Annotated in this window: 13 protein-coding genes; 10 read left to right on the top strand and 3 right to left on the bottom strand. The window is 39.3% G+C overall.

Features of this window, described 5'->3' with window-relative positions:
• Positions 1 to 94 precede the first annotated feature (94 nt).
• The 7 genes from OU683_RS15590 to OU683_RS15620 all read left to right on the top strand — a co-directional run bounded on the left by OU683_RS15590 (position 95) and on the right by OU683_RS15620 (position 5,340).
• Positions 95 to 400, top strand: a complete 306-nt coding sequence (locus OU683_RS15590; RefSeq protein ID WP_268139962.1) for a hypothetical protein — start codon at positions 95 to 97, stop codon at positions 398 to 400.
• Between the two features lie 17 nt (positions 401 to 417).
• On the top strand, positions 418 to 642 hold the full coding sequence (locus tag OU683_RS15595; protein ID WP_268139964.1) for a YgaP family membrane protein: 225 nt from the start codon (positions 418 to 420) through the stop codon (positions 640 to 642).
• A gap of 97 nt (positions 643 to 739) precedes the next feature.
• Complete coding sequence (locus OU683_RS15600; protein ID WP_268139966.1) at positions 740 to 1,780, top strand: Tll0287-like domain-containing protein; 1,041 nt, start codon at positions 740 to 742, stop codon at positions 1,778 to 1,780.
• Between the two features lie 326 nt (positions 1,781 to 2,106).
• Positions 2,107 to 2,739 carry a hypothetical protein gene (locus OU683_RS15605; protein ID WP_268139968.1) on the top strand — a complete coding sequence of 211 codons (633 nt, stop codon included), beginning with the start codon at positions 2,107 to 2,109 and terminating at the stop codon, positions 2,737 to 2,739.
• Between the two features lie 37 nt (positions 2,740 to 2,776).
• Complete coding sequence (locus OU683_RS15610; RefSeq protein ID WP_268139970.1) at positions 2,777 to 3,895, top strand: DUF6544 family protein; 1,119 nt, start codon at positions 2,777 to 2,779, stop codon at positions 3,893 to 3,895.
• Between the two features lie 275 nt (positions 3,896 to 4,170).
• Complete coding sequence (locus OU683_RS15615) at positions 4,171 to 4,572, top strand: hypothetical protein (RefSeq protein WP_268139972.1); 402 nt, start codon at positions 4,171 to 4,173, stop codon at positions 4,570 to 4,572.
• Between the two features lie 126 nt (positions 4,573 to 4,698).
• Complete coding sequence (locus tag OU683_RS15620) at positions 4,699 to 5,340, top strand: hypothetical protein (RefSeq protein ID WP_268139974.1); 642 nt, start codon at positions 4,699 to 4,701, stop codon at positions 5,338 to 5,340.
• A gap of 425 nt (positions 5,341 to 5,765) precedes the next feature.
• Here the strand turns inward: OU683_RS15620 and OU683_RS15625 are convergent, their stop codons facing one another.
• Complete coding sequence (locus OU683_RS15625; RefSeq protein ID WP_268139976.1) at positions 5,766 to 6,428, bottom strand: spermidine synthase; 663 nt, start codon at positions 6,426 to 6,428, stop codon at positions 5,766 to 5,768.
• A 203-nt stretch (positions 6,429 to 6,631) separates the two neighbouring features.
• On the opposite strand from OU683_RS15625, the gene OU683_RS15630 reads away from it, so the two are divergent.
• The 3 genes from OU683_RS15630 (at position 6,632) to OU683_RS15640 (ending at position 9,956) form a co-directional block, all read left to right on the top strand.
• The gene (locus OU683_RS15630) at positions 6,632 to 6,964 is read left to right on the top strand and encodes a hypothetical protein (protein WP_268139978.1); all 333 of its coding nucleotides are present in this window, start codon (positions 6,632 to 6,634) and stop codon (positions 6,962 to 6,964) included.
• An 85-nt stretch (positions 6,965 to 7,049) separates the two neighbouring features.
• Positions 7,050 to 7,892 (top strand): hypothetical protein, encoded by an 843-nt coding sequence (locus OU683_RS15635; protein ID WP_268139981.1) that lies wholly within the window; start codon positions 7,050 to 7,052, stop codon positions 7,890 to 7,892.
• Positions 7,893 to 7,955: 63 nt separating this feature from the next.
• Positions 7,956 to 9,956 (top strand): TonB-dependent receptor plug domain-containing protein, encoded by a 2,001-nt coding sequence (locus tag OU683_RS15640; RefSeq protein WP_268139983.1) that lies wholly within the window; start codon positions 7,956 to 7,958, stop codon positions 9,954 to 9,956.
• Positions 9,957 to 10,095: 139 nt separating this feature from the next.
• Here OU683_RS15640 and OU683_RS15645 read toward each other — a convergent pair whose 3' ends face one another.
• Together OU683_RS15645 and OU683_RS15650 are read right to left on the bottom strand one after the other, a co-directional pair.
• Positions 10,096 to 10,635 (bottom strand): hypothetical protein, encoded by a 540-nt coding sequence (locus OU683_RS15645; protein WP_268139985.1) that lies wholly within the window; start codon positions 10,633 to 10,635, stop codon positions 10,096 to 10,098.
• A gap of 196 nt (positions 10,636 to 10,831) precedes the next feature.
• Positions 10,832 to 11,992, bottom strand: a complete 1,161-nt coding sequence (locus OU683_RS15650) for a helix-turn-helix domain-containing protein (protein WP_268139987.1) — start codon at positions 11,990 to 11,992, stop codon at positions 10,832 to 10,834.
• Positions 11,993 to 12,465 lie beyond the last annotated feature (473 nt).

Below are 12,465 nucleotides of genomic sequence, written 5' to 3' on the forward strand. Positions count from 1 at the left end.
ATTTACAAACGAGAACCGACAACTGACAACCGAAAACCGACAACCGACAACCGACAACCTTGAACTTTAAACTTTGAACATTAAACCTATAAAAATGAAATTACTAATAGTCACCAGCGTAGTCGCCTTCCAAAAAGACGTACTAAAGCTATTCAAAAAAGCGAATATTGAAGCCTTTAGTTCTTCGGAAATAGACGGCTACAAGAATGGAAATTCCCTGGTCGCGACGCAGAGCTGGTTTCCCGGGGAAAAAGGCGGCAATGAGTCCGTCATGCTGTTCTCCTTTACCGAAGAGGAAAAGATCGGCGATCTTTTTAAGTACCTGAAGGAGTATAATGAGCACCTGGAGACCAACAACCCCGTTCGTGCGGTGGTATTACCCATAGAAAAATCACTTTAACCTTAAAAATAATACTTATGATCAATCGAATTGTACGCGGCGTAGCCGGAACTTTTATTTTGATAAGCCTTTTACTGGCAGTTTATGTAAACCTCAACTGGCTTTGGTTTACAGCCTTTGTTGGAGTGAACCTGTTACAATCCTCAATGACACGGTGGTGTTTGATGGAGGACATCCTGAAGAAATTCGGAATAAAGGATGAAAAACAATCATCTTTGAAAGATTCCCGTTCCAAAGCATAGGGTTTTTTTAAAGGTACAGCTTAAATTTCCCCGACATGACAAATCGCATGTTAAGGGAACAGGCAGATTCATACATTTATCTGATTAATCATTTCTTATGAAAAATCTCCTCCTTCCTGTTTTTGCTTTTTTCTTCCTCGCCGGCTGCCAGGAAAAGAAGACAGACTACACTACACCTGCAAAAGCTGAAATGCAAATTGCAACCGCACAGCAGGAGCATCCTGGTAAAAAGCTAATGGAGACCTACTGTTATACCTGTCATAGCCCAAGTGCTCCTATGAATGAAGGCAGGATTGGCCCACCTATGGCTGCGGTAAAAGCGCATTATTTAATGAGTGAACCGTCCCGGGAGGAATTTGTGCACCAAATCGTCTCCTTTGTGGATGAACCATCTGCAGACAAATCCAAAATGCGGGGAGCAATTAACCGCTTCGGTCTTATGCCGTACCAGGAATTTCCTGATGGCGCCGTCGAACAGATTGCTGAATACCTGTATGAATATCAGATAGAAGAACCGGACTGGTTCGCCGAACATTGGAAACAAGGCCCCGGCAAGGGCATGTATCGCCAGCAAGGCAGACAGATGGGAAAAGGGATGGGACAGGGAAAAGGTGCCGGCAAAATGGGCAAAGGAATGGGAATGCAGCGGCAAAATCCGGCAGATAAAGGATTGAAGATCGCACTGGAAACCAAAGAACTTTTAGGTCAGAATTTAATGGGAGCCATTCAGAAAGAAGGGACCCTTCACGCGCTGGAATTCTGTAATGTAGAGGCCATTCCTCTCACCGCTTCCATGGCCGAAAAGTACAACGCCTCTGTGCAAAGGGTTTCAGACAAGTACAGGAATCCGCAGAATCAAGCCACTCCCGAAGAAGCAGAACTCATTGATCTTTTCACAGCACAGTTAAATGCAGGTAAAGATCCGCAGCCGGTCTTGTTTCCTGAAAATGGTACTATCCGCTTCTATTATCCCATAGTCACCAACAGCATGTGCCTGCAATGCCACGGAAAGCCCGGGGACATTGAGCCGCAGGTAAAAGAAAAGATCCTGAAGTTGTATCCACAGGATAGAGCCGTTGGTTATTCAGAAAATGAGGTGCGCGGGATCTGGAAGATTGAGTTTGAGAATATGCGGTAGACCTAAAAAGTATTTCTTTCGAAGAGGTTGTTTGCAAAGCAGTTAGAGCGTCATTCTGAATTTATCTCAGAATATTAAAAATCTTATTGTCAGAAAAAAAAGAACCTGAAACAAGTTCAGGTTGACGGTAGTTGGGCTTTATAGGCAGCCTCTTTTCTTTCTTAATAAGCCCCTCCATAATTAACACCTTTTCGAAAAAATAAAACCGGCTTTGACTAAAGATACATTAATAAAAGTTCTATAAATTTATACAGCTTAAAGCCAACACTCTATGATGCTGCTCCAGGGCCATTATCGAGCATCAACTTTGCTCCTAAATACTTAAGATGCTAACATCCAAAGCTTCTATGAAACAGCACATTTTCTCTTTGACATTTTTTCTGTTCTCCTGTTTCGCGCTTTTGGGACAGGGCAAATTTGAAAACTCCCAGTTCGGATTTTCTATGGCAGAACCTGAAAACTGGACGCAGGCCGATAACGACGATCTACTCAAAAATCTTAGCAAAATAGATTTAAAAGAAGAGGATTTAAAAAAATTAATAAGCGACCATAACGGGTCCCTCCTGCTTACATCCTTTTACAAATATAATTTGAGCACCCATGCCGGATTGATTCCCACGATCCAGGTGAACGTAAGAAAAAACGACACAAGGAATTTTAATGAGTTCACAAGCCTTATCACTCAGAGTGCTAATAGCTTCAAACAGTATTTTCCCGATTTTTCATTTGAAACCGCTCCAAAGGTGGTGGAGATTGGCGGAATCAAGTCCATCTATTTTGTGGGGAAATTTAGTATGCAGACCGCCAACGGCGAGAGCCTTAAAGTGAGAAGCAGAACTTATGCAATCCCTCACGGGAATTATTTTTTTCAGCTCAACTTTACCGATGGTCAGATCACGGAGGATAATTCAGATCTGTTTGATGCCTTGGCCAAGACGGTAAGGATCGGTAGAAGCTAACTGGCCTCTCAAAGATCCGGGAGATAAATAAATTGTAATGAGAATAGCTTTTTTAATACTCATTGTTTTACACGGTCTAATTCATTTTCTTGGATTTGCAAAAGGCTTCAATTTGGCCGAGATCAAAGAACTGAGCCTTCCCATTTCTAAACCCGTAGGTCTAATATGGTTGGTAACCGGGCTTCTCTTCCTTGTATACGGCATTTCCTGGTGGACCGGTTATAAATTCAACTGGCTTCTCGCTTTTATAGCTTTTGCTGTTTCGCAGGTACTCGTAATTCTCTACTGGCAGGACGCCAAAGCAGCCACCCTTCCTAATCTTATTATTCTGGTTGTAGCCATAGTTTCCCTTGGCTCCTATAACTTCAACAAACTGGTACAGGCCGACACCAGCAGAATATTAGCCGAAAGTAAAATTTCTTCTGAAAAAATTATTTCTCACAAAGATCTTGAAGGCTTACCTCAACCCGTACAAAAATGGCTCAACCATTCAGGGATCATCGGGAAACCATTTATTTCTAACGCCAGGATCACTCAAAAGCTGGAAATGAAGATGAAGCCCGGCCAGGAGAAATGGCTACAGGCAACTGCAGTTCAATATTCCACGGTACCTGTTCCGGCATTTGTCTGGAGTGTAGATGCCAGAATGAATAGTCTTATTGGCTTCAAAGGCAGGGACAAATTTGAAGGAGGAAAAGGGGAAATGTTGATCAAATTAGAGGGGCTTATACCTGTTGTGGACGAAAAAGGAGAGAAATTGGACGAGGGAAGTCTGCAGCGATATCTGGGGGAAATGGTGTGGCTTCCAACTCTCGCCTTCAGTCCTTACGTGAGTTGGGAAGAAGTGAATGACAGCACAGCAATTGCTACACTGGATTATATGGGAACCAAAGGCAGCGGGAACTTTTATTTTGATCCTAAAGGAGATTTTATAAAGTTTTCAGCAATGCGCTATAAAGGCAATGAGTCCGATGCGAAACGTTACCCGTGGATATTGCAGGTGCAGGAACATAAGAGCTTTGAAGGAATAAGAGTTCCTTCAAAAATGACTGCCACCTGGAAACTGGAAAACCAAGACTGGACCTGGTTGAAACTGGACATTGAAAACATTGACTACAATGTCAAAGCTCCGGTCAAAAACTCTAAGAAAATTTAATAACAATCTTATTAAAATTATTGGCAACAATTATCTGGCAGTAACTTACAGATGGGCTAAAAAAAGCAGAAAATTTCTTCTCTAAAATGTCATTTTCAGCACCTTATATCTTTTATTTCCCTGATATGCAGTTAATTTCCTGTAAGATTTTTATAGATTTATAAAAACATTCTTTAGTTGTGCTGGTTAAAAAACATTTTGCTTCTGGTCGACTTGTCCAGATTGCTTTGGGGGTAACAGTGACAAACAATGATCTTTAATAATAAAATGTGTTTATGAAACGTCTTTTTATAGCTCTGTTCTCCTTTTTAGTTTTCACAGGATGTTCTAAAGAGGATAACCTGGAGGAAAAATTTGTTGGCAATAAGTACGCTAATTTACTCTTTGATACCCGTGAAGAATGTGAAGCTTCCTGGGAGAAATATTTCATGAATTGTGCCCAGACCTTAGAGATCATCAGTGATTCCAAAGTTGAGATCATGGTCACAGATATTCTCTACACCACCACCTTCTATGTAAAAAACGGACAATTGATCGTAGAATCCTCTCCTGAAACCTATGAATTTTCGAGGGATCTGATTTTTGAGATTTCAGCAAATGGAGATCTCATATTGGGTGACACTCCCTGGATGATATACCAGGAATCTTTTTACGAATTATACGACAGGCCCAAATAAAGATTCCTCTGCCGGAGGTTTACATCTATTTCCCGACGGTAGAAAACTCGCTGAAGTTAATAGATTTACATAAATTGAAACATTATTCTACATCACCTCATAGAATCTATAGAAGAAATTTAGCAAATGATAAAAAATTACTTGAGGAAGGTACTTGTTCTTTTAATTTTGATCACCTGGTGCAATACGGCACATCCACAATCTGAATCAAATCATGCCATATATATTGGTAATGACATTAACGCTGGAAACTACCTTGGCCTGGATTTCAATGTGAATTATGCCTATCTGGAAAAATACTCCCTTAGATTAGGATATAGCTGGAACGTTAGAAAAGCTGAGACCCAACCATATGATTATTCTGCTGGATTTTTTAAAACTATGCTCCTGGGACTGGGCAGTCCCGCTGACCAGCTGGGGAATTTACAACTGGCTGCAGGCAGAATCTATAAACTGAATAATAAGGGAACGATTCGAGCCAATCTATCTTTAGGACTCGGCTACACCACAATCAAGGAACCCGGAAACTGGCAAAGAACCGGCAGCCACCTGCTAAAGGAGAACTACACCTGGGACTATGACAAATACCATACAATAAGCCTTATAATAAATCCTAAAATTGAATTTCCGCTAACGAGATTTTTCGGATTATCTGTTTCCCCAATGGTTCAGCTCAATAAAGACAGGGTATATTTAGGTATAGGAGTCGGGCATATTTTTGGTCTCTTACGAGACCGATATGAACCGGCCCAAGATGGGAATTACTAAAGCTTTTCTTTCTTTCTTAACAACAGCATTTACTACCTAAAGTTTGCTTCTGCTTTAGGAAGCTTTTCAAAAAAGGCATTTTAGTTCCCTTGCCCTGCCTACGGGAACTTTTATGACTTATGGAAACGAATATAACCCAGACCTGCAAAGGATAAAAGCAGGTGAATGCAAACCTGAATATTAAAAGGAAGATTTTTATTTACTGTTCCTGTTGATAAAGATCCAGTAAAAGACAGCAATTAGAATGGTCAAAATTCCTCCCGCGATGTAGATCTTATACTCCATGTATATGTGAATGTGTTCAAAGAGGGAGCAAGAAATGTATTAATAAAATCTCTATTAAATCATGAGATAAATCAGGTTTCTGTTATAACCAATTTATTACAGCAGTATCTAGCCCGCATCTTCAGAAATACTTTTAACTCTTAGCTATACAATTCTACAACTTCGGTTTTTTCTCCCAACAGCAGGGTATTGCTGCCGTAGACATCTTCTTTCTTCCGGAATTCTATTCCCAAACACTCATTTTTAAGCAGGGTATCGATTTCCTGTTCGTTTGCTGAATTGATTCCGGCGTTGAAAAGTAACTTACCTTCAGCAGAGAGTAAAGCTGAAATATCACTCCAAAAGTCGGCAGTGAAGAATTGCACCGGCACGTCCAGGTCCAGGAAAAGATCAATTATTATAAGCCCAAATTCTTTAGAGGAGTTCTTTACGAACTCGAGTGCATCGGTGCAAATGATCTCCAGGGGTTCATGCTCCCCCAATTGAAACTCCCTATATGCTATATCAATGACAGCAGGATCGATCTCTACAGCTGTGATCTTTCCGTAGTAATGATATTTCTTCCGAAGCAAATGAATAGCACTTCCCCCGCCAAGGCCCAGGAGGAGAACAGGCGCATCACGATCTGCACGCACTTCTGCAATTCCAAGGTCGAGCACTTCCTGCAGGGCACCAAAGGAGTAATTGGCATTAAGACTGTCCAGCACTTTGCGGCCGTTAATCCATGTAACTTCAAGGCTTCCGCTGTATTCTGATTCTAATTTCTTAGTAAGTGGCCACAGGTAACTAAGGGATTTTTTCATAGCAACACAAAAATACGATTTTAGAAGAAGGAAGCAGTTGAGTTTGGTTGATTCAGAAATAAATAAAGAATTGGAGGAGGAGGCATTAAAATGATCTGGATCATACAATTAGGCATAAAAAACCAAGTATCTTTGCAAAAACAAATCAGGCATTGAATACCGTGCTAAAATATGGTCTGCTCTTAACCTTCTTAATCGCAACCTTGTTCTACAATTTAAGGTTCACCTACCTGGTTAGTTTTTACACTTTCAACAACCAAAGTTTTACAGAACTGTTTTGTGAAAATCAGGATAAGCCTGAAATGGAGTGTAATGGAAAATGCGCCATTACCAAAGCCAGTAAAGACATAAATCAGGAGAAAAACGATCTAACCCTCAATTCTTTTCAAAAAGAAATTACCTTTTATGTAGATTTCTCCATGCCCGAAGAGAATTTTTCTATTAATACAACCCATTTTCCAACCTTCAGGTATATAAACGATTATTCTTTTCTTTTCACAAGGCAAATCGCCCATCCTCCAATGAGGATCTCCTAATTTCAAAAAAAAACATTCTCAAGGATTCCATTCAGTTTTAATACTGAATGCAGAGAAGTATTGCCTTAATTATAAATAACAAAAAATGAAATTATTTAAATATATCAGCCTCCTATTAGTGGCTGCAGTCGCCTCTTGTTCAACAGATTCTGAAGATCTAAAACCGGTAAATGAAACTGAAGGACTTTTAAAAATACAGACCATAGAAAATGAAACCCACGAGGCAGAATTATATTCTGAAAGTGGCGGTTTACAAACAGGATACAATAAAATGGTGTTACGCCTTAGGAATAAAAGTACCCGGGAATTTGTTCAGGATGCGGAGATTGAATGGAACCCGATGATGCATATGGAAACGAAGCAACATTCTGCACCAAAATCTAAAGTCTCAAAAATCCCCGGCACAAACACCCTTTTTGAAGGGTATATTGTCTTCCAGATGCCGGAGAATGATACAGAATTCTGGCACCTTTCCCTCAATTACTCCCTTGACGGAAAAGATTACAGTATGGAAGATAATATAAGTGTTCCTGCTTCCAAAAAAAGAAGAATAGCAGTATTCCAGGGAACCGATGATGTCAAGTATATTTTGGCCCTGGTCGAACCCACTAATCCGAAGATCGCCACCAATAATATTAGTGCTGCCTTGTTTAGAATGGAAAATATGGAAAGCTTTCCCGTTGTAAATAACTACAGAATCTTAATAGATCCAAGAATGCCCGGAATGGACAACCACAGCTCCCCCAATAATGTGCCTCTAATACAAAGTGAGGCAGGTGAATTATATAAAGGGAAACTTAACCTTACCATGTCGGGCTACTGGAAGATCAACCTGCAGGTGGAAAACCCTGAGGGAGAAGTAGTGAAAGGTGAAAAGGTTGAAGGCACGACCGAAGCCAGTAGTATCTTCTTTGAACTGGAATTTTAAATACTTCAAAAGCTGCCTGAGAACATGAACATCTGTGCTTAGGTAGCTTTTAATTCTACAACAATGAAAAAATTAGCATTTATTCTTTTACTGTGCCCTTTCTTTAGAAATGATCTTGTTGCTCAGGAAAAAGAAATTGATACCACGAATTATATTCCAATGAAGGAGATCATTGTAATTGGAGATAAAGGAGCAGTCTCACAAAAAACAGTAAAGTCCTTGGCAACTGTAGATGAATATCTCGACAGGTCGTCAAAAATATCTATGATCAAGAGAGGAGCCTACGCGTGGGAACCTATGATTAACGGAATGGCTACAGAACGTACGGTAATAACCATTGACGGGATGAGGATCTTTAGTGCATGTACAGATAAAATGGACCCTGTAACTTCATATGTTGAGATCTCCAACTTATCTGAAGCTTCAATCTCAAGCGGACAGGAAGGCGCCGAATATGGAGCCACAATAGGTGGAGCGGTTAACATGGAGCTCCATAAAACAGGATTTACAGAATCGGGCTGGAATATAGGATTGAGTTCGGGTCTGGAGTCGAATGGGGAACAAAAAATAGCAGGAGCCAAATTGGATTATGCAGAGGACTCTTTTTTCCTGAACACTGATTTTATGTACCGCGATGCCGAAAATTATTACGCTGGCGGAAATCAGGAAGTACAGTACTCCCGGTTCACAAAATATAATTTTTCGGCCGTTTCGGGATTGCGGCTTTCAGAACATCAGACTTTACAGGGATCGCTCATCTTTGATAAAGCTACAGACGTTGGTTATCCTGCTCTTCCTATGGACGTATCCTCGGCAGAGGCAGTGATCACCTCCTTAAAGTATGAGCACCATAAACCGCTAGACTACATAGATCACTGGGAAACAAAGATCTATTTCAACAGCATTGAACATATAATGGATGATTCCCAAAGACCTGATGTTCCTATTCGTATGGATATGCCCGGCTGGAGTGACACCTATGGCTTTTATTCAAAAATAAATACTTCTTTGAAAGGACATGAAATAAAAGTGAACCTCAACAGCTTTTACAATAAATCCCTGGCAGAGATGACCATGTTCCCAAATGATCCTAATGAGAAGGAAATGTTCATGTTCACCTGGCCCGATGTGCGCACATTCTACACAGGAATCTTCATGGAAGACCGGATTAGGCTAAACGACTACCTTCATCTAAACCTTTCGGGAAGTCTTGGCTCCCAAACCAACAGAGTAGAAAGTAAGCCTGGGCTTCAAAGTTTAAGGATCTTTTATCCTGAAATGGCAGAAAAAAATCAAAGGGTTTTAGCCGCTGCATCCTCAAAACTCCAACTACAGAAAAAACATTTCTCCTATACTTTAGGCATTGGGTATGGCGAACGTGCCCCTTCGGTTTCTGAAGGTTATGGTTTTTATCTTTTTAATAGTTTTGATGGATTTGATTACATAGGTAAACCCCGGTTGAGTAATGAAAGGTCTGTAGAATTAAATACTTCTGTGGGTTTTACTAAAAAGCGATGGAGCATAAAAGCATCGGGTTCTTATTTTCATATTAATAACTACATCCTTGGAAAACCCGATGCCGCCCTTAGTCCAATGACAATAGGAGCAAATGGGGTCAAAGTTTATGAACAACTTGAATACGCCAGTCTTTTTAATACCCATCTATCGCTGGATTTTCTGATAGACCAGCACTGGAATTTTAATGGAAAGGCTATTTACAACTTAGGCAGAGATCACAACAATGAAAATCTCCCTTTGGTACAGCCTTTTACCTATTATTCGGCTTTGCAATTCCAAAAAGGCTTCTTCTCTGCCGAAGCTGCGGTGGAAGGAGCTTTAAAACAATCGGATTTCAGTGAGGAATTTGGTGAAAACGAAACTCCCGCTTATGCGGTGGTTAATTTATCGGCATCTCAAATCCTCTATCTCAATCAGCAAAAAATGACTATTAAAGTAGGTGCAGAAAATTTATTTGATACCTATTATTCAACTTTTTCGGACTGGAACAATATTCCAAGGAGGGGACGCAACCTTTTTGTAAACCTTAATTATGTGGTGTTTTAAAAGAAGATATGTATGATCCCTCAGAAAATTTCACCTCGATTAATTAGCCACTCTTTTCTATAACAGCAAAAATTCCTGTGGGGAATAATATAATATCCAGGGCACTGGAAAATAAAAAGGAGGGAGAAATCTCTTCTTTTTATTCTATCAATGATTTCAGGATTTCAAGCTCTGTTCTCAATTGGATGCCAATTAATACTGTCAATCCCAGAAAAACTATCCACGAAGAAAAAATAATATAGCCATATAATTCCCCTAATAGCTCCTTTTCAAAAATAGAGAGGAGCATTGTGAACCCGTAAATATAGCCGGCCAACAACAAAGGAGCCATCACTAAATACATATATTTTCTGGTCCTGTAATAATCCATCAATTGCTCTTTGTAATGGATTAAAGCTTCATCTACCGGAAATTTTCTTTTTTTTATCACAAACTCCATACAAAACCTCAGCATTAAAGTACCCACCATAATTCCCAGGCCTCTAAAAGGTCTACTGCTTATTGAAGTAGAAATGTAAAAGAAAATTAGCTCAAGAATAACTATAGCGGCTCCAAATACTATCAGTCCAATCCCCTTTTTGTAAATGTTACCGGGGTCCCTGGTGATCTCCTGATGAACATTTTCATTATGGCCAGGGTTTTGTAACCATTGCTTCTTTATCTCGTTTTCAATATTCATCCCTGCCTTCTTTTTTAAAATTGACCTTTGATATGTTCTTTGATCAAGAATAATCTCGAGCTACAAAAGAAACTTAAAACTAAGAGAAGTCAGGATGAATGTCAGGTGAAATGGTATTCAAATCTTATTTGGACACGCAGAGACCGCCTAATATTAATAAGGAAAGGGAGCAAGAATAATTTTAAGACAGTAGTAATTATTGAATGTCCAGCACATATTGACTGGGGCTTACATCTGTTGCACTTTTAAAGGCTTTACTAAAAGAAGTTCTGCTAGCGAATCCACATTCCCCGGCCAAAGCTTCAATAGTATTATTCTGCAGGTAGCCATCTTCTATTAATTTTTTTGCATGATCCATTCGCAAGTTATTCTTAAATGAAGAAAAACTCAGCCCGTAATAGCTTTTAAGGAAATAGGAAATATGATGTGAGGGCATTCCAAGTTCCTGAGCACATTCAGTGAGAGTGAAACTTTGATTTAGGTAAGATTTACTTTTTTTAAGACCTTCAAGTTTTAATTTTACCTCCTGCTCGTCCAGTCCAAACTTCAGGTCATCAGTTTGTTCTTTTGCAACGAGATTTGAAGAAGGTTTTACCTGTTGTGGGTAACCATACAAAATACTGGGAAAGTAAATCGGGATAATTCCAATAAGAAAGAGTGCTATATAAAGAAAGAAAGTTACAATCCCTCCATCTTCTCCTATGATTATCAAGGAGTGAAACCAGTTCTCCTGGAACATTTTTTCTAAGGCATAAGTAATAGCTAAAACTGCCATTAACACCAGGATCCCCCAAAAAGTGATTAGCCACTTATTAAGAATAGATTTTATTCCATCATTCTTTCCTTTTTTAATAAAGCTCCGAATTCCAGGTATTAAAACCATTAGAACTCCCAATTGCCAAACGTGTCGCATGAGAAGGTGTTGGTCGAGATCTAAAAGCCAGTAATGAACTCCCAATCTTTTCTCGGGTGAGGAAATCGTTGTGGATATAAGATAATTATAAAAACTTTCAGATTGCAGATAGACAAAAGTGACATCTATTAAACCCAGAACAAAAGGAATAAAAAGAATCAAATCTGCCTTATGCCACTTAAGCTCATCGGTTAAAATGACTTTGAAATAATAATAGATGGGAATAAATATCAGGTGATAGGGAAGCAATGGCCAAAGAAAGAACCACGTAAAATGTTCCAGATATCCCCCGTCTATAATATAAGCCTGCAGAGCATAAACCGATACTATAAAATAAAAAGCTCCTAAAATTCGTGTTGCTATTGTATTAGTAGATTCTTTAAAAAACAATGTGGTAGATAATACAAATCCGAAGATGGCAGCTATAAGGAGGAGGAGAATCAATTTGTGTTTTTTATAAAATTAAGCTATTAACAACTTTACCATTTACCTTAGCAATTAAAGAAAGATCTAAGCGTGGGAATTACATTAAAATCAGCGCCATCAAATAAATCCAATAATTTTCAAAGCTGCCAAAAATATAGAAGGGATAGCTTTCTTACAAGACAATTCACATTTATCATCTAATATTTTTAAATGAAAATTTTAGTTCTGTATTTCACCCTAAACACATAGAGTCACCGTTCCGGGGTTTCGAAATTTCCCTGGTCAGGTCAATGAAAATATAATTTACTGCAGAATATTTGGAAATTGGGATTGCAAAGTTCCCCAATGCCGGCAGGACAACCTTCCCGTCCTTTGGACCCACTTTTTTACAATTCATCCCCGAAAAATCTTTTGAAATAACTGAAAATAAAAAAGCCTCTCATTTCTGAGAGGCTTTCTGTGCGGGCGAAAGGACTTCCCTCGACTGCGCT

It is taken from the genome of Salinimicrobium sp. TH3 (assembly GCF_026676115.1).
Taxonomy (GTDB): Bacteria; Bacteroidota; Bacteroidia; order Flavobacteriales; family Flavobacteriaceae; genus Salinimicrobium.

Coding starts and splice junctions, on each gene's coding strand:
- OU683_RS15590 (WP_268139962.1), top strand. CDS start 95: ATGAAATTACTAATAGTCACCAGCGTAGTCGCCTTCCAAAAAGACGTA.
- OU683_RS15595 (WP_268139964.1), top strand. CDS start 418: ATGATCAATCGAATTGTACGCGGCGTAGCCGGAACTTTTATTTTGATA.
- OU683_RS15600 (WP_268139966.1), top strand. CDS start 740: ATGAAAAATCTCCTCCTTCCTGTTTTTGCTTTTTTCTTCCTCGCCGGC.
- OU683_RS15605 (WP_268139968.1), top strand. CDS start 2,107: ATGCTAACATCCAAAGCTTCTATGAAACAGCACATTTTCTCTTTGACA.
- OU683_RS15610 (WP_268139970.1), top strand. CDS start 2,777: ATGAGAATAGCTTTTTTAATACTCATTGTTTTACACGGTCTAATTCAT.
- OU683_RS15615 (WP_268139972.1), top strand. CDS start 4,171: ATGAAACGTCTTTTTATAGCTCTGTTCTCCTTTTTAGTTTTCACAGGA.
- OU683_RS15620 (WP_268139974.1), top strand. CDS start 4,699: ATGATAAAAAATTACTTGAGGAAGGTACTTGTTCTTTTAATTTTGATC.
- OU683_RS15625 (WP_268139976.1), bottom strand. CDS start 6,428: ATGAAAAAATCCCTTAGTTACCTGTGGCCACTTACTAAGAAATTAGAA.
- OU683_RS15635 (WP_268139981.1), top strand. CDS start 7,050: ATGAAATTATTTAAATATATCAGCCTCCTATTAGTGGCTGCAGTCGCC.
- OU683_RS15640 (WP_268139983.1), top strand. CDS start 7,956: ATGAAAAAATTAGCATTTATTCTTTTACTGTGCCCTTTCTTTAGAAAT.
- OU683_RS15645 (WP_268139985.1), bottom strand. CDS start 10,635: ATGAATATTGAAAACGAGATAAAGAAGCAATGGTTACAAAACCCTGGC.